The organism is Aquiflexum balticum DSM 16537, assembly GCF_900176595.1.
In the GTDB taxonomy this organism is placed as follows: domain Bacteria; phylum Bacteroidota; class Bacteroidia; order Cytophagales; family Cyclobacteriaceae; genus Aquiflexum; species Aquiflexum balticum.
The window spans coordinates 5,873,133-5,890,385 of the sequence record NZ_LT838813.1; the positions used below are offsets into that span (position 1 = coordinate 5,873,133).

The following is a 17,253-nucleotide window of genomic DNA, read 5'->3' on the forward strand; positions in this document are numbered from 1 at the left end:
TAAAAATATTTCCAGATTAAGTTAGAGTTTATATTAATAATATTAATTGATCAAAATATATGGCTTCAATTAAATGAAATACTACCCGTAAAAATCCGAAAGCCTTGCAAGTCCTTTTTTATCCAGCACTATGATTTTCTTTCCTTCAAAATCAATAAGTTCATCTTTTTTGAATTCCGAAAGCAACCGGATTACTGTTTCTGTTGCGGTTCCAACCAATCCTGCAATTTCCTCTCTTGTGAGAATAATATCAATTTTTTCCCCAGCAGAACCATCTATTCCATACGTTTCACTCAGTTTCAAAAGTGTAAAAGCCAACCTTTCTCTGATGGATTTTTGGGTTGCATCGGTCAGTTTTTCTTCCATAACACCCAAATCGTGGCAAAGGGCTTTGGTGACTCTCCTATGGAATCCGGTGTCTTCGGCAAGGACCTTAAGAAACGATTCCCTCGGTACAAAACAGATTTTGGCATCTTCCACGATAGTGGCTGAATTTGAGTAGGATTCCTCACCCAAAAGGGAGGAATATCCTAAAAAATCACCTTTTTTTGCCAATCTTACTATCTGTTCTTTTCCATTTGAAGCAGTCTTATATACCTTGACAATACCATCATTGATACAAAAAACACCAAGTGGTTTGGTTCCTTCATAAAAAAGAATTTGACCCTTTTTATGGGTTATAAAGTTCTTACTGTCAGATAGATGACAAAGATGTTGCTCAGAAAGATCTGCGAAAAGTGAGAACTTTCGGCTCATGCAAAGCTCACATGGTGTGCTTTTTTGTTGGACTTTCATTAGGCAGTTTTGTCAAATTGAGTGTTTGATTTTCACATCCAAAGATAACAGAAAACATGACACAAATCACATTAATTAATTGGGAAATTGGGTAATTCATTTAATTGAATATATTCCGTCCCATTTCCTGCCAATTCCAAAAACAGGTGCTGTCTTCCATTACTCACCCCAATAAATGGAGCTTCTATTGATTTGTTATATACAGCTATCTGCTCAGCTGTTTTTTGTGAAAGTTTTACATCGGAGGCCTTACATTCAATAAGCAGAAAGGGTTTTCCCATCCTATCAAGAACCAAAATATCAAATCTTTTTTGCACAGCATTATATTTCAATCCTTTTTCCAATGCAAAAAGACTCTTTGGATAATTTTTAAATTGGACCAGAAATTGAATCATATGTTGCCTGACCCATTCTTCCGGTGTCAATATGAGAAACTTCTTTCTAAGTGAATCGAAAATGCTTAATTTTCCATTACGCTCAGTCAATTCAAACTCAAATTGGGGAAAATTTAAGGATTCTGTCAAAAAATCCTTGCTGGACAACTTCATAGTACAAATATGCCGGGTTTTACATTACTATTATAAATCAAACTTTATAAAATGAAAAAAAATATCCCAATCCTTTCTATGATTTTTTTCAGTTTATGTTTTTTTTCATGTAATCCTGAACAAGAAGAAGTAGACCTCATTGTGCACAATGCAGTCATTTACACAGTTGACGAAGGCTTTTCGATTTTGCAGGCATTTGCAGTCAAAGACAATAGATTCATTGAAATTGGTAGCGACCGGTCTATTCTGTCAAAATACAAGTCAGAAGAGACGATTGATATGGATGGCAGATCCATTTACCCGGGGTTTATTGATGCCCATTCTCATTTTTACAGGTATGGGTTGGGCTTAGGAATTGCCGATCTGCTTGGAACGGAATCAGAAGAGGAGTTGGTCGAAAGAGTCAAAGACCATGCTGATAAAAACCCCGATTTGACTTGGATCCTTGGACAGGGTTGGGATCAGAATCTGTGGGAAAGTAAGGAATTTCCCGCCAAAGAAAAATTGGATTCCCTATTCCCAAATACTCCTGTGCTACTCACACGAATAGATGGTCATGCTGCTTTGGCAAACCAAAAAGCTTTGGATTTAGGCAAAGTTACGGCAACAACAACATTGACAGGCGGAAAAGTAATTCTTAGAGACAAACAACCTACCGGAGTTTTGATAGATAATGCAATCAAATTGGTATCCACCCATATCCCTGCATGGAGTATTGAAGAATCAAGAAATGCCCTGATTGCAGCCCAGGAAAATTGCTTTGAAGTTGGACTTACATCAGTTGTGGATGCCGGTTTGGAAAAAGAAACAATTGACTTGATTGAAAAAATGCATCAAGAGGGCTCACTCAAAATGCGTGTCTATGCCATGGTCAATCCTACTGAAGAAAACATGGAACATTTTTTTACAACCGGTCCTGTCCAAAACGATTTTCTAACTGTCAGAAGCTTTAAAATTTATGGTGATGGGGCTCTTGGTTCAAGAGGTGCTGCTCTGCTAAAACCATACCATGACCATGCCGGTAATTATGGTTTTTTATTAAAAAACCCGGCTGATTTTGATGCATTGGCAAAAAGAATCTATGATAACGGATTCCAGATGAATACACATTGTATAGGAGATTCTGCAAACCGGACGCTTTTGGATATTTATGCCAAATATTTAAAAGGCAAAAATGATCTCAGGTGGAGAATTGAACATGCCCAAGTTGTAAGTAATGAAGATATGTCAAAATTCGCTGCTTATAGCATTATCCCCTCGGTACAACCCACCCATGCCACTTCCGATATGTATTGGGCGGGTCAAAGGTTGGGGGCCATGCGAATTAAGACTGCATATGCTTATAAAGATCTCTTGGACCAAAATGGCATGCTTGCTTTAGGAAGTGATTTCCCTGTTGAACATATCAATCCCTTGTATGGATTTCATGCTGCTGTAGTTAGAAAAGATGCCAATAATTTACCTGAAAATGGATTTCAGTCCGAAAATAAAATTACTCGCTTACAGGCTTTGAAAGGAATGACCATCTGGGCGGCTTATGCAAATTTTGAAGAGCATTTGAAAGGAAGTATTGAACCGGAAAAGCTTGCGGATTTTGTGGTTCTTGAAAAAGATATTATGCTATGCCCTGAAATTGATCTTCGAAATGTCAAAGTATTCGCCACTTATATAGGTGGGGAAAAAGTTTATTGATATGATGGTTTGAGGAAAATCCACCTTTTAAACAATACTAATTCTGCCTTTGTCCGATTATTCCCATTAAAACTCCAGATATGGCTTTAATCTTTCCAGCCATTCCTCATTGAAGATTTTTATCTTGAGCAAATCATCTGCTTGAGTATAGAATCCATGCTGTTCACGATAAGCCACTATCACTTTTGCAGCGCCATAATTGATATAGGGATGTTGTGCCAATGAAGAGACATCTGATTGATTGATTGCCAATTTCCTGAATATTTCGGGATGAAATTCAAAATACTCAAAAACCCTTTCCAAGACCTCCGGTGTCATTCCATAAACCTCAAGTAACTGGTCTTTGTGGTGAATTCCACCCATGTTTTCCCTGAATTTCACCACTCTACCGGCCATTGTCTGCCCTATACCGGGGACAATCTGCAATACGACAGAGTCTGCCTCATTAAATAGCAGTTTATTTAACTGCGGGGATTTCGGCCTCTGATAATTGATTCGGTTCTTGGAGGTATCTTGGTTGAATGTTTCATTGGAGAAATTCGGGTTAGGATTATAGGGCTGCCACCCTGCCTGAATGAGACTGTCTATTTTTCCCAAATATTGCTCGTACTGCTGTTCATTTTTTTTTCTGAGCATCCAATCATAAACGGATGGGAAAAGATATAACAGGAATAAAACAGGAAAAACAATCACCAGGCCTCTGGATTCACGCTGCGAAAACCCAAAATAAGATTTAAGAAAAAAATATAACTTAGCTTTCATGAAAATTTGAAATGAAAAGTGAAACCAATTAGATACTACATACATTATATAGACAGGAAAATTTACTACAATTGATTTAAATATACAATTTTAGTTATCAAAGTCACCTCCACTTCATCAAATCCTGAAAATTATTTAGACAGATTTTAAATTAGGAGTCAAAGAATCAAAATATTCTTTTCCTATAGAATCTGAATTAAATTTGCGACAGAAAGATTTTATAATGCAAAAAAAGTTTAGAGCCATAAGTTTATCGCACAAAAATGCTCCGGTACAGATACGGGAGGTAATTTCTTTGGATGAAGGTTCTATTCATACCCTTTTGGTAAAACTGAAAGAATTTTTTAGCCTTACTGATACCCTTATTCTTTCTACTTGTAACCGAACGGAGATTTATTATTCCCACGAACTGGAGTTAAGTGCAGAGATCATTAAACTGATCGGCCTTGAAAAGGGTCTTTCAAATGTCGTGGATTATCTGGAATACTTTAAAGTTTTCAATGAAGATAGAGAAGCCATTGAACACTTGTTTAAAGTTTCAATAGGTTTAGAAGCCCAGGTAGTAGGTGATATGCAGATTGCCAATCAGGTAAAAAGGGCTTACCAGGCTTCTGCTGATCTGGATTTAGCGGGTCCTTTTCTCCACCGATTGATGCACACAGTTTTCTTTACCAACAAACGTGTGGTACAGGAAACTGCCTTCAGAGATGGTGCTGCCTCTGTATCCTATGCAGCTGTTGAACTTATCGAAGAACTCACATCAAATACCTACCAACCCAGGGTTCTTTTGATAGGTGTAGGTGAAATCGGAGAGGATGTCGCAAAAAACATGGTCCATATTCCTGAAGCCCAGGTCACCATTACCAATAGAACATTTGATAAAGCCAAACAACTGGCAGATGAATTGGGATTCACCGTTGTTCCATTTGAGCAATGCAAAGAAGCAATGCAAAATGCGGATGTGATCGTGTCCTCAATTATGAAATCTGAGCCTTTCATCACCAAATCAATGGTGAAGGAAATGAATATTCAGAGTTATAAACTTTTTGTTGATTTATCGGTTCCGAGAAGTATAGATACATCTATAGAGGATGTGCCCGGAGCAATCTTGTATAATGTCGACAATATCAGAAGCAAGGCATCCGAAACACTTGAAAAAAGGATGGCTTCAATACCCCATGTGGAAACCATCATTGCTGAAAGTATCGACGACTTTTACAATTGGAAAAAGGAAATGATGGTCTTCCCAACCATCAATAAGCTTAAAAATGCGCTCGAACAAATCCGGCAGGAGGAAATGGAACGGTTTCTCAAAAATGCAGATCAAAAGCAGATTGAGATTATCGAGAAAATTACCAAGAGCATGATGCAGAAAATTCTAAAAGTGCCTGTGGTACAACTTAGAGCTGCCTGTCAGAGAGATGAAGCTGACAAAATGATCGATATCATTTCTGATTTGTTTGATTTGGAAAAACAAAATCAAAACAAAGAATAGCTATTTCGGTACCTTTAATAAAAGCGTGCTATTTTTTCAAATAAAAGTTTTCTTTTGCATTTGTTTTTAGTCAACTCTCCATTTAATTTAAAATTTCAATCAGTATAAGCTTATGAAGAATTACCAAGCCTTGGGAATAGGCATGATTTCAATATTTTTTTTGGGCTCCATAAATAACGCTTTGGCCCAAAGCTATGAGGTCTATGATCAGGAATTCAGGCTTAAATCCAGAATTGAATATGATCAAATCAGTATCCTTGGAGAATCAGTAAGAATCAGTTCGGCCAATCAGGAGTTAAAACTTCTGAGCAAAGATTACAAGCCTTTTATAAGCCTTGATGGGTCTTCCTTAATCGCTTATAACCAACCTTGGATTGTGGTTAAAGGGCAAAATGGTCAGGGAGTTTTTCATGAATATGGAGAGAAAATTTTCCCTGTTGAATATGACGAGATACAGACATTGTATAGCCTTGTTTTAGCCAAAAAGGGCAATGACTATTGGGTTTATAATAATTCAGATAAACAAACAAGATTTTTAGGCAATTGGGAGGAAGCAAAACTGACCACCAACGGCCAGGTAATCGCCAAATCAGCAGAAGGTTTCTTTCTACCGCTTTCAATAACTCCAAAAAAACCGCATCTGGATGTCAAACAAATCAATGAAAATTTTCTGGTATCAAAACAGACAACCGGATTAGGCTTGATCAACAGAGAAGGGAAATACATTTTGGACCCCATTATCGATCAAATGGAATATTTGGATGACAACTATTTTTTTGCATTAGAAGGCAATCAATATATGCTGATTAGGGGACGTGAAGAAAAAGTGGATATCAAATACACTTCCTATCACAAAATCACGCTAGATGGAGATCTGATTCTGGAGTTTGTGCATGGTAAACTTAGAAGAGTAATGAAATATGACGGGATTCTTTTGGATCAGGTTGGTATGGAAAAAGTTGTTCCGGTTGGACAAAAACATTTTAATGTATTTCTGAGAGATAAAAAACTGGGTTTGCTTGGCCCAAATGGATGGCAGGTCAATCCGGTAACTGATGTGGAAAAAATTCTTCCAGGCAGTGAAAACCTCTTCCCCGCTATGAATGCCGGAAAATATGGCTTTATCAATAAATCAGGAAATTGGTCGATTTCAGCTTCTTTTGAAGAAGTTCGGGGTTTTTCAGAGGAAATAGCAGCAGTAAAAAACGATGGTCTTTGGGGCTTTATTGACAATTCGGGTCAATTGTTGTCTCCATTTCAATTTGAATCTGTAAGTGATTTTGAAAAGGGTATTTCCATAGTCAAAAAAAACGGGAGATATCATCTTTTGAATAAAAGTGATTTTCTACTTTCCGAAACTTCCTTCGGAAGAATTTCCAGAGGTGATGAAAATTATTTTATTTCCGAAAATGAAAGCGCATTTGGTCTATTGGATCCTTTCGGGAATGAATTAATCCAACCAAAATTTGATGAATTAAGAAGAGAAGGAAAAGACAGGATTTTGGTTAGGCTTGGTGATAAGTATGGAATATTGGATGAAAAAGGTGATTTTTTACTTCCGCTTTTTTACAAAAGCATTCTTTTTGATCACGGAAGTTCACAGATATTGGCAGAATATCAATATCAGGCACCTCCTATCCCGGTCTTACCTGAAAGCAATAAGGAAAAGAGAAAAAGACTTGGAAGTTGATATCTTAAAAACAAAAATCCGGACAATATTCATTGCCCGGATTTTTTTATATGATAAACCTTTATAATCTATTTATCTCCCAACTTACTTTTACCGCCTTCTTTGCCACTTCCCGTATCGGTACCTGCAATAGATGATCTCATTTCTGTATCAGATTTAATATTTTCCATTCTGTAATAATCCATCACTCCAAGATTGCCACTCCTAAAGGCCTCAGATATTGCCTTGGGGATTTCTGCTTCAGCAGCAATTACTTTTGCTCTCATTTCCACTGTTTTTGCTTTCATTTCCTGCTCCAAAGCCACTGCCATAGCCCTTCTTTCCTCAGCCTTGGCTTCAGCAACTTTCAAATCTGCCGATGCTTGGTCAATCTGTAATTTCGCACCAATGTTAGTACCTACATCTATATCCGCAATATCGATGGATAAAATTTCGAAAGCAGTACCGGCATCTAAGCCTCTTTCCAAGACCAGTTTAGATATCTTGTCCGGATTTTCAAGAACACTTTTGTGATTTTGTGCAGAACCAATCGAAGTAACAATACCCTCTCCTACTCTAGCCAGAATGGTTTCTTCCCCGGCCCCACCTACCAACTGAGCAATATTGGCCCTAACAGTAACCCTCGCTTTGGCAATCAATTGGATACCGTCTGCTGCAACAGCAGCCACATTAGGTGTATTGATTACTTTTGGATTAACTGATATCTGAACCGCCTCAAACACATCTCTACCGGCAAGGTCAATGGCCGTTGCTTGCTTAAAACTCAAGGTAATATTGGCTTTATCGGCTGAAATTAAGGCCCGGATGACATTCGGGACATTTCCCCCTGCCAAATAATGGGTTTCTAAATCATTGGTAGTAAGGGCCAATCCTGCTTTGGTTGCAGTAATGAGAGAATTCACAATAACACTCGGCGGAACTTTCCTGATTCGCATCCCAATCAATTCCCCTATCCCGACTTTTACATTTGAAAAGATGGCCGTAATCCAAAGATTGACGGGAACGAAATAGAGAAAAATAAATAGTAAAATCAGCGCGGCAAAAGCTGTAAATAAAATAAAAGCCGAATTAGTCATTTCCATAAGTTATTTTTTAACGATGATAGTATTATTTTCCAATTTAGTGATAAAAACCTTTGAACCGACAGAAATAAAACCTGAATTGGATTTTACTTCAAAAATCCTATTAAGAAACTCTGCTTTTCCTATGGGTTTCAAATCAGAGATTGTTTTTCCTTCCATACCTACTTCCAATCCCAATAATCTGTCATCAAAAGCCCTGCTGGTAATTGATTCTTTTAACGCAAACTTTTTCCATACCCCTGAGCGAAATCCATATACTAGGACTGAGAAATTCAACAACAGCGTAAGTCCCAGAATTATCCAAGCAAATTGATTATCGAAGGAAATAAATGCATAATAGATGCCCCCTATAGTAACAAATACCCCCAAAATACCCACCAAAGTAGTACCAGGTACAAAAAGAATTTCAGTAATCACCAATATCAGCCCGATGGTCAATAAGCTGATTAATATGAGCCATGTCATAAATAATATTTTTCATGAAAATAGGCAGTTTTTCCCGTTGAGAAAAATCAGACCTAAGATTTCTTTTTAAGATAGATCAAAAAGCCTTCTGAATTTTCCACAGAAGGCTTTTGATCAACTTTTTGTCTAAATAAAGTTTGAGAATAATAAGTTCAATGGATGTTTCAACTAAGAAAGTCCTATTTGAAATCCTTCCATGTTATACAGCACTAATAGGCTCTGGCAAAAAGAACCCGTCCTTCTGAAGGTTTCCCAGTCAAAATACATTTACCTGCTTCAGTTTTCCTATCTATAGGGATACACCTTATAGTTGCTTTTGTCAACTCTTTGATCTTTTCCTCGGTTTCATTGGTTCCGTCCCAATGAGCGGATAGAAATCCGCCCTTATTTTCGAGAAGGCTTTCAAATTCTTTCCAAGAATCCACTTCTGTTGTCATTTCGTGCTTAAAATTTAGCGCTTTTTCAAAAATGGCCTTTTGGATTATATCCAGCAATTCAGATATATATTCTTCAATTTTTACCCCTTCAAGGTTAACAATCTCCTTAGAAAGCGTATCTCTTCTGGCAATTTCAACAGAGTTGTTTTCCAAATCTCTAGGACCCATTGCAATGCGTACCGGCACGCCTTTCAATTCATATTCGGCAAATTTCCATCCCGGTTTGTGGGTATCTCTATCATCGAATTTAACAGAAATTCCTTTGGAACGAAGCTTGGTTATGATTTCATTTGCTTTTTCTGAAATGTTTTTTGATTCCTCGTCAGTTTTATAGATCGGAATGATCACAACCTGAATCGGTGCCAATTTAGGCGGCAATACCAATCCGTTGTCATCAGAATGCGCCATAATCAATGCTCCCATTAATCTGGTACTGGCACCCCAGGAGGTTCCCCACACATACTCCAATCCACCCTCTTTGGTAGCAAATTTAACGTCAAAAGCCTTTGCGAAATTTTGACCTAAGAAGTGGGAAGTTCCTGCTTGCAAAGCTTTACCGTCCTGCATCATAGCCTCAATACAGTAAGTGTCTTCAGCGCCTGCAAATCTTTCATTTTCACTTTTGACGCCTTTCACTACTGGTAAGGCCATATGCTCTTCAGCGAACTGTGCATAAATATTCATCATCTGAACGGTCTCTGCAATTGCCTCCTCTTTGGTTGCATGTGCAGTATGGCCTTCTTGCCACAAAAATTCTGTAGTTCTCAAAAAGAGACGGGTTCTCATTTCCCATCTTACGACGTTCGCCCATTGATTGACCAATAAAGGCAGATCCCTGTAAGATTGAATCCAATTTTTATAGGTACTCCAAATAACGGTTTCGGAAGTTGGTCTCACAATCAATTCCTCTTCCAATTTTGCTTCCGGATCTACAATTACACTTTTTCCATCTTCTGAATTCTTCAGTCTGTAATGTGTGACCACTGCGCATTCTTTCGCAAAGCCCTCCACATGTTTGGCTTCTTTGGAAAGATAGGACTTTGGTATAAAAAGAGGAAAATATGCATTCACATGACCTGTTTCCTTAAACATTTTATCCAATTGAGCCTGCATCTTTTCCCAGATGGAATACCCATAAGGCTTGATCACCATACAGCCTCTTACAGGGGAGTTTTCAGCTAGGTCAGCTCTTTTTACCAATTCATTGTACCACAAAGAGTAGTCTTCACTTCTTTTGGGCAATCCTTTACTCATAGTGTTTTTGTTGATTTGAAAAATCTAATTATCTTCGCTAATTACAATAAGGGGCAAATATAAACCAAAAAATTATAACCCTCTGACATTACCCTCGTATAAAAGCTTAAATAGTAAAACCAAACAAATGAAGAATCTCAACAACATACTCATTCTCGGTACAGGAGCAATTCTGATGCTTTCTTCCTGCAGCACTGGATTTAATGCTATGAAAAGCGGTGAAACCGATGATCTTTATTTTATGGCTTCGGATGCCAAAATCGCGACTGAATTCGCGGTTTCAAATAACAATCCCCAAAATTTCCAGTCATTGAATGAAGTTGCCCCGACTGAATTCCAGCAGGAAAATTTTTCAGCACGAAATGTCAATCCGGAATATATCGCCAAATATCAAGCTCAAAGCAATGTTGCGGATTCTGGGACAGTTTATTTTGATGATAATGAAGAACAGCAGGGTAATATCAATGCCTATAATAATTTTTATGGAAATAGTTCTGGCCTAAACGGCGCAGGTGGAGGAGGCAGTAATGTGAACTTCAACTTTGGCGTTGGAATGGGCTGGGGTATGCCTATGATGGGAATGGGCTGGGGTATGCCTATGATGGGAATGGGTTGGAACTCCATGTGGGGTTGGAATATGAGTTTCGGAATGAGCTGGGGAATGGGAGGAATGTGGGGTAATCCCTGGATGATGAACCCTTGGATGAATCCTTGGATGAACCCTTGGATGGGTGGTGGAATGTGGGGTTGGGGTATGCGTCCGGGTTGGGGCTGGGGAGCACCCGGTTGGGGTTGGGGAGCGCCAGGATGGGGCGGTGAAAACGGACGTCAGGTAGTTCGGGGAGCTAGACCAGGAAGAGGTTCCGGTACTATAGGTGGGCCTGTCAGAGGAGGTACGGATTATGCTTCCACTTCTAGAGCAGCAAGACGCGATGCAGTAAACTCTGGCTCAGGCAGGACGGTAAATTCCAGCAACAGAGCCTCATCAGGACGTGACTTTGGAAGATCTCAAAACGATTATTATAATTCAGGAAGAACAAATAGAGTTGCCAATTCTGCCTCTGCAGGAACAAGAAATGTAGGCTCGGCTGCTGCGACAAGGCCAAGTAGCAGAACAGGTATTGCTAACTCACGACCAAATTACAATAGTGGAACTTCAAATAGAAGTTCTTATGGCAGCACCAATAGGTCTGCAAACCCAGGTAACTTTAATAATACAAGAAGTACTCAGGGAACAAGAAACGCAAATCCTTCTTACAATAGAGGAAATACCAACAACAATATGAACAATAGAATGTCTCCATCAAGGACCACATCTCCATCAAGAGGTTCCTCAATGTCAGCACCTTCTAGAGGTTCGTCAATGTCAGCACCAAGCAGAAGCAGTTCTCCATCCATGAGTGCTCCAAGTAGAAGCAGTGGTGGTGGCGGAATGAGCAGCGGAGCCTCAAGAGGCGGCGGAAGAGGGGGGAGATAATTACTCCCCTTTTTTATAGAAACAGGTAACAAAGCCTTAGAAAAACAATGTCTGCTCAGCTATTTCTGTATTCATGATTTCTTCCAAAAAGTTTTTATTCTTTGCTTTCTTTACTTCATTCGCACTTGGGACATCCTTTGCTCAGATAGGCTATTACGAAGATGCCTTGCGTTTCGGCCAATTTAGATCTACAGGTTCAGCTAGGATCAATGGATTGGGCGGAGCCCAAATGTCTTTAGGAGGCGATATATCAAATATACATACCAATCCGGCAGGATTGGGCTTTTTCAGAAGATCTGAATTCAGTTTCACCTCGGCTTTTGGCACATGGATATCAGAAACGAACTACCTCAGTCAAATCCAGGAAGACAGAACAGGGAACTTTGCAATACCAAATCTTAGCGTGGTAATCAGTAATCCAAAAGGACCTTTAAGCACAGGGGCATTTAGAGGCGGGACTTTTGGAATAAGCTTCAATAGGACCAACCATTTCAATAATCAGTTTGGATATTTTTCTGATTTTGAGGGAGAGACATCAATCATTGATCATTTCTTACAACAGGCAAGCGGTATCCCGGAAAATCAAATTGAAAATTTCGGATTGACAGGCCTTGCTTACCAGACCTTCCTGATCAATCCCATAACAGAAGATGAAGCAGGTAACCCTATCAATAATCCGACAGAGTATTTTTCATTCGTAGGCGGATTTCCTTTTCAGGATGAAACGGTAATTCGAGAAGGGAGAACAAGACAGACTAGTTTTTCTTACGGTGCTAATTTTCACAACAAATTTTTCATAGGAGCAGGATTGGGATTGTCTTTTATTAACTTTCTCCAAGAAAAATTCTACACTGAGGAGTTCTTTGACGAACCATTATTAAATTCCAGAATAGATGAATTTTTAAGGATCAATGGATTCGGAGCAAACCTGAATTTTGGTCTTATTTACAAACCAATTGATCAGATTAATCTTGGTTTCAATTTCCAATCCCCAACTTGGTATAATTTCAGTGAAGACTATGAGGCAAGAATGGTCAATGATTATGACAACTTCTTTTTTGAACCGGAAAATATAACTCTTGGGAGGGAAGAGGCCCTAACTCCGTTAATAATCAGTAGTTACAATTTAAATACACCTCTAAGATTAAGTGGTGGAGCGACCATTTTCCTAGGTAAAAATGGATTTATTACGGCAGATATTGACTATTTGGATTATAGTGCCATGAGAATCAGTTCGAGGGATTTTAACGCAAGTGCGGATAATCAGACCATCAATTCACTCTATGGAACCACTTTAAACTACAGGGCCGGTGCAGAATTCAGGTTTGATATTTGGAGGATTCGGGGTGGATATGCTTATTACGGGGACCCATTTGTCAACAGTAATTTTGACCGAAGTACCCAGCAGTTCTCAGGAGGTTTTGGAGCAAGATTGCAGAAATTTTATGTTGACTTTGCATTGATAGCCTCCCAATTTGACCAGCTTTATAATTCCTATGAATTCATTGACAATGGTCAGAATATCGGACCAATTATAGAAATCAGGAATACCAGAACAACCGGATTCCTGACATTTGGATTTAATTTTTAAAAAAAGTCATCAATTCAGACATCAAATGTTCTGTGGAAATATCCTCTCCGCTGATGATGATTTTTGCCTGTCTGTAATACCGTTCTCTATCAGCATGAAGGTTTTTTAGCTTAAGAATTATCTCTCCTTCATCTAAGCCAGAAAACATGGGCCTTTTACCTGATTGATTTTTAGGAATCCTTTTGTAAATCTCTTCCAAAGACACATCTAAAAACACGGAAATCGATTTTTTATTGATCAATTCCATATTGTCATTAAAACAGGGGGTTCCTCCACCTGTAGCCAAAACAAATCCTTCTATACCGCCCAGGTATTTTTCAAGATAAATTGTTTCCAATTCCCTGAATTTCCCTTCTCCATCATGTTCAAAAATATAACTGATACTTTTCCCCGTTTCCTCTTCAATAATTTTATCCAAATCAAAAAAAACAAAGTTTAACTGCCTTGCCAACTGCATTCCAAAGGTAGATTTACCAGAACCCGGCATACCAACCAATACGATTTTCATTGGTACTCTCATTTGCTGTATAATTCCTTTACTTCTGTAGAAGATGGCGTATTTCTAAAATGATATTTTTTGACAACCACTCCATCATCCAAAAGCATGATTCCGGGATTGGATCTCATGATCGTTTTGATGACTGTAGCATCTCCTTGAAATCCCTCAATTTCCCATCCCCTTGAACTAATCAACCATTCTATTTCATCTTCAGAAGATGCCGCAATCAAAACAGGTGTAATATCCGTCTCCTTGATTCCAGCAATCATTTCATCAATTTTATCCAGGTTTGATGTATTTAATTTGGACATATTGGTCACCAAAACAAGGGCTTTTTTACCGGTCAATAAAGTCTCTGTATACTCCCCATCTGCGTTCCATACTGAAAAATCCGAAATCTTGGGCAAGGCTTCTTCATTGACCAGTTTCATCTCGACAAACTCATAAGATTCATCTGAAGGATACTGATCAAAGATGAATTCCTCCCCACCTTTCTTCATGACATAATTGTATTGGAGCTGTTCTGATGGCTGCATGGCTTTTGTGATATCAACACCCTCTTTATAAGCTCTAAAATCGATAAATGGCAGATTTCTTATAGCTGTAATCGCTAGTGCAACAGATAATACCAAACTTATTCTTACGGTCCATTGGGCCCATGCTTTTTCTTTATTGGAAAGATCTTTTCTAAAAACAAAAAGTACCCCAATCAGGATCAATAAAATGATGTCTTTAATAAATGATTCCCAAGGTGTTAATTTGATCGCATCACCAAAACAACCACAATCCGTTACTTTGTTGAAATAAGCAGAATAAAATGTCAAAAAGGTGAAGAAAACAATCAAAATACTCAAAGACCATACTGTAAACCTCAATTTTACTCCTAGAATCAGCATAATTCCCAAAACTACCTCAGCCACTACCAAAACAACTGCAAGAGGTAATGCTATTTCCTTAAAAAGGTAAAAGAATGAGGCTATGTCATTAGAAAACACATCAAAATATTCTTCCAGTTTTATCGCTGTTCCTACAGGATCATTTACTTTGATCAATCCTGAAAAAATAAAAAGACCTCCTACAAAAAGCCTTATTGCAAATAAGAATCCCTGTTTAAGCATGATACCCTAATTTAATTAAGCAAAATACCGCATAATTGATCATGTCCTGATAGTTGGCTTCAATTCCCTCGGAAACCAAAGTCTTTCCTTGGTTATCTTCAATTTGTTTTATTCTATATAATTTCATCAAAATAATATCTGTCATCGAAGAAATGCGCATATCTCTCCACGCTTCTCCATAATCATGATTTTTATTTTCCAACAAGCCCTTTGTTGAAGCTACCCAATGGTCATACAAGGGCTCTAATTCCTCATAAGAAAACTCCATCCTATCGTCCTTCAAAAGACCAATTTGGATCAGCGCAATAATGCAGTAATTTATAATACCTACAAACTCGTCTGCAATGGGGTCGTTGACCTTTTGATTTCCTTTTTCCTGAATGGATCTTATTCTCTGGGCTTTGATAAAAATCTGATCGGTAATGGATGGCAGCCTCAAAATTCTCCAAGCTGTACCATAGTCGATGGTTTTCTTCTTGAATAGTTCTTTACAAAGGTGGATAACTTGATTATATTCGCTCGTGGTTTGAGTTTTCAAAGCAATTCTGTTTAATGGATAGTCCTTTCACTTCGGAATCCGAAGATATATTATTTCGACCAAAAATAACACTCCAATCCAAAGGAAAGCTACTTTTGATTGAAAGGCCGTGGATCATGGGAATTATGAATATCACGCCGGATTCTTTTTATTCAGGAAGCAGGTTCAATAGCAGTCCTGATTTATTGTTGAAAGTGGCTGAAAAAATGATCAGGGAGGGTGCAGATATACTTGACGTTGGGGGTTACTCCAGTAGGCCCAATGCAGAAAATGTTTCTGAATCGGAAGAATTATCAAGAACAATCAAAGGTGTAGAGGCTATAAAAAACTATTTCCCGGATGTTCTTGTTTCCATTGATACTTTCAGATCCAAGATAGCCGTGGAGGCTGTAAATGCCGGTGCAGATTTTGTAAATGACATCTCATCCGGTGAGTTGGATGAAAACATGATACCTCTTGTAGGAAAGCTTTCAGTTCCATATATTTCAATGCATATGAAAGGTAATCCGGAAACTATGCAGGCCCAAACTGACTACAAAAATGTACTTTTAGAAATAATGAATTATTTTTCTAAAAAAATGCAGTTTTGCAATAAAGCTGGCATAAAAGATGTAATAATTGATCCGGGAATAGGATTTGCCAAAACATTGAAACAAAATTATTGGATTCTCAGAAATTTAGCTTATTTTAAAACAATTCAAGCGCCTATTCTTGTTGGTCTTTCCAGAAAGTCCTTGATTTATAATTCACTTAAAATTAAACCTGAAGAGGCATTAAACGGAACTACCGCATTACATATGGCTGCACTTTTAAAAGGAGCAAACATTTTGAGGGTACATGACGTGAAAGAAGCTAAAGAAACTGTAAATTTATATAAAGAACTATACCCTTGACACTACTTTTCAAAATAGGTTTTTTGGAAATATCCATAGTAAATATCATTGATATTACTTTGGTCAGTCTTCTTTTATATCAAGTTTACAAACTGCTTAGGGGAAGTGTTGCGATAAAAATATTTCTTGGATTCCTATCTATTTATTTGATCTACCTAATGGTCAGTGCCTTGAGAATGGAGCTGCTTTCCATTATTCTTGGTCAGTTTATGGGAGTTGGTGTGATAGCCGCAATCATTATTTTTGCCCCCGAAATCAGAAAATTTCTTTTACTGATAGGAAAAACATCTTTCCTCTCCAATGAAAATTTTCTCCAGGAATTGCTTTTTTGGAAAAAAAGAGAAACTCAAGCCTTTAACATCAATCCCATTATTGAGGCATCCAAAAGTTTGTCCGGTACCAATACAGGTGCTTTGATGGTTATTTCCAGAAATTCAGAATTGAAATTTTATGCCGAAAGTGGTGATATCATTGATGCACAGGTATCAAAAAGACTGCTGATCTCTATTTTCAATAAATATAGCCCTCTCCATGACGGAGCGGTAATTATCTACAATGGAAAAGTAAAAGCAGCAAGATGTATTCTTCCTGTCACAGAAAGAGATATTCCGGCCCAATTCGGTCTTAGACACAGGGCTGCGATTGGCATGTCTGAAACAACTGATACATTGGTTTTGATAGTTTCTGAAGAAACAGGACAGGTATCATTATCCAAAAACGGAAAAATATTGCATAATCTCTCCTTTCAGGAATTGAGGGAACTGCTCAATGATTATTTGACAGGAGCTGATATTGATGATAAATTTGAACCCATTTCAATTTTTGAAAGGAGCAAACTCAAGAAAATAACGCCTACAAGTACCAGTGCATAAAAAAACGGACAGAAAACTATAATAATTTCCGGTCCGTTACCAATA

Annotated in this window: 16 protein-coding genes; 7 read left to right on the forward strand and 9 right to left on the reverse strand. The window is 38.0% G+C overall.

Features of this window, described 5'->3' with window-relative positions; genetic code table 11:
- Window positions 1-81 precede the first annotated feature (81 nt).
- Together B9A52_RS24820 and B9A52_RS24825 are read right to left on the reverse strand one after the other, a co-directional pair.
- Window positions 82-795, reverse strand: a complete 714-nt coding sequence (locus B9A52_RS24820) for a Crp/Fnr family transcriptional regulator (RefSeq protein WP_084123248.1) — start codon at window positions 793-795, stop codon at window positions 82-84.
- Window positions 796-866: 71 nt separating this feature from the next.
- The gene (locus B9A52_RS24825) at window positions 867-1,343 is read right to left on the reverse strand and encodes a type I restriction enzyme HsdR N-terminal domain-containing protein (RefSeq protein ID WP_084123249.1); all 477 of its coding nucleotides are present in this window, start codon (window positions 1,341-1,343) and stop codon (window positions 867-869) included.
- Window positions 1,344-1,394: 51 nt separating this feature from the next.
- On the opposite strand from B9A52_RS24825, the gene B9A52_RS24830 reads away from it, so the two are divergent.
- Window positions 1,395-3,035 (forward strand): amidohydrolase, encoded by a 1,641-nt coding sequence (locus B9A52_RS24830; RefSeq protein WP_084123250.1) that lies wholly within the window; start codon window positions 1,395-1,397, stop codon window positions 3,033-3,035.
- A gap of 66 nt (window positions 3,036-3,101) precedes the next feature.
- Here B9A52_RS24830 and B9A52_RS24835 read toward each other — a convergent pair whose 3' ends face one another.
- On the reverse strand, window positions 3,102-3,797 hold the full coding sequence (locus B9A52_RS24835; protein WP_084123692.1) for a ComEA family DNA-binding protein: 696 nt from the start codon (window positions 3,795-3,797) through the stop codon (window positions 3,102-3,104).
- 223 nt (window positions 3,798-4,020) lie between these two features.
- On the opposite strand from B9A52_RS24835, the gene hemA reads away from it, so the two are divergent.
- Window positions 4,021-5,292: a glutamyl-tRNA reductase gene (gene hemA, locus B9A52_RS24840; RefSeq protein WP_084123251.1), complete on the forward strand. Its 1,272-nt coding sequence runs from the start codon at window positions 4,021-4,023 to the stop codon at window positions 5,290-5,292.
- Window positions 5,293-5,404: 112 nt separating this feature from the next.
- The gene (locus tag B9A52_RS24845) at window positions 5,405-6,982 is read left to right on the forward strand and encodes a WG repeat-containing protein (RefSeq protein WP_084123252.1); all 1,578 of its coding nucleotides are present in this window, start codon (window positions 5,405-5,407) and stop codon (window positions 6,980-6,982) included.
- A 68-nt stretch (window positions 6,983-7,050) separates the two neighbouring features.
- On the opposite strand, the gene floA is transcribed toward B9A52_RS24845, so the two are convergent.
- The 3 genes from floA to proS form a co-directional block, all read right to left on the reverse strand.
- Window positions 7,051-8,064, reverse strand: a complete 1,014-nt coding sequence (gene floA, locus B9A52_RS24850) for a flotillin-like protein FloA (protein WP_084123253.1) — start codon at window positions 8,062-8,064, stop codon at window positions 7,051-7,053.
- 3 nt (window positions 8,065-8,067) lie between these two features.
- Window positions 8,068-8,529: an NfeD family protein gene (locus B9A52_RS24855; protein WP_084123254.1), complete on the reverse strand. Its 462-nt coding sequence runs from the start codon at window positions 8,527-8,529 to the stop codon at window positions 8,068-8,070.
- A 209-nt stretch (window positions 8,530-8,738) separates the two neighbouring features.
- On the reverse strand, window positions 8,739-10,220 hold the full coding sequence (proS, locus tag B9A52_RS24860; RefSeq protein WP_084123255.1) for a proline--tRNA ligase: 1,482 nt from the start codon (window positions 10,218-10,220) through the stop codon (window positions 8,739-8,741).
- 127 nt (window positions 10,221-10,347) lie between these two features.
- On the opposite strand from proS, the gene B9A52_RS24865 reads away from it, so the two are divergent.
- The gene (locus B9A52_RS24865) at window positions 10,348-11,697 is read left to right on the forward strand and encodes a hypothetical protein (RefSeq protein WP_084123256.1); all 1,350 of its coding nucleotides are present in this window, start codon (window positions 10,348-10,350) and stop codon (window positions 11,695-11,697) included.
- A 73-nt stretch (window positions 11,698-11,770) separates the two neighbouring features.
- On the forward strand, window positions 11,771-13,288 hold the full coding sequence (locus B9A52_RS24870; protein WP_084123257.1) for an OmpP1/FadL family transporter: 1,518 nt from the start codon (window positions 11,771-11,773) through the stop codon (window positions 13,286-13,288).
- Here B9A52_RS24870 and B9A52_RS24875 read toward each other — a convergent pair.
- From B9A52_RS24875 to B9A52_RS24885, 3 genes are read right to left on the reverse strand one after another with little or no spacing between them, the layout of a single operon-like run.
- Window positions 13,278-13,808: a shikimate kinase gene (locus B9A52_RS24875; protein WP_084123258.1), complete on the reverse strand. Its 531-nt coding sequence runs from the start codon at window positions 13,806-13,808 to the stop codon at window positions 13,278-13,280. The two genes, B9A52_RS24870 and B9A52_RS24875, sit on opposite strands and share 11 nt — an antisense overlap.
- Complete coding sequence (locus B9A52_RS24880) at window positions 13,805-14,905, reverse strand: BT_3928 family protein (protein WP_084123259.1); 1,101 nt, start codon at window positions 14,903-14,905, stop codon at window positions 13,805-13,807. The genes B9A52_RS24875 and B9A52_RS24880 overlap by 4 nt, the downstream gene beginning before the upstream one ends.
- The gene (locus B9A52_RS24885) at window positions 14,898-15,443 is read right to left on the reverse strand and encodes a DUF1599 domain-containing protein (RefSeq protein WP_084123260.1); all 546 of its coding nucleotides are present in this window, start codon (window positions 15,441-15,443) and stop codon (window positions 14,898-14,900) included. The genes B9A52_RS24880 and B9A52_RS24885 overlap by 8 nt, the downstream gene beginning before the upstream one ends.
- Window positions 15,444-15,457: 14 nt before the next feature.
- Between B9A52_RS24885 and folP the strand changes: the two genes are divergently transcribed.
- Together folP and cdaA are read left to right on the forward strand one after the other, a co-directional pair.
- On the forward strand, window positions 15,458-16,336 hold the full coding sequence (gene folP, locus B9A52_RS24890; RefSeq protein ID WP_084123261.1) for a dihydropteroate synthase: 879 nt from the start codon (window positions 15,458-15,460) through the stop codon (window positions 16,334-16,336).
- Window positions 16,333-17,208, forward strand: coding sequence for a diadenylate cyclase CdaA (gene cdaA, locus B9A52_RS24895; RefSeq protein WP_084123262.1), 876 nt, complete (start codon window positions 16,333-16,335; stop codon window positions 17,206-17,208). The genes folP and cdaA overlap by 4 nt, the downstream gene beginning before the upstream one ends.
- Window positions 17,209-17,253: the final 45 nt, after the last annotated feature.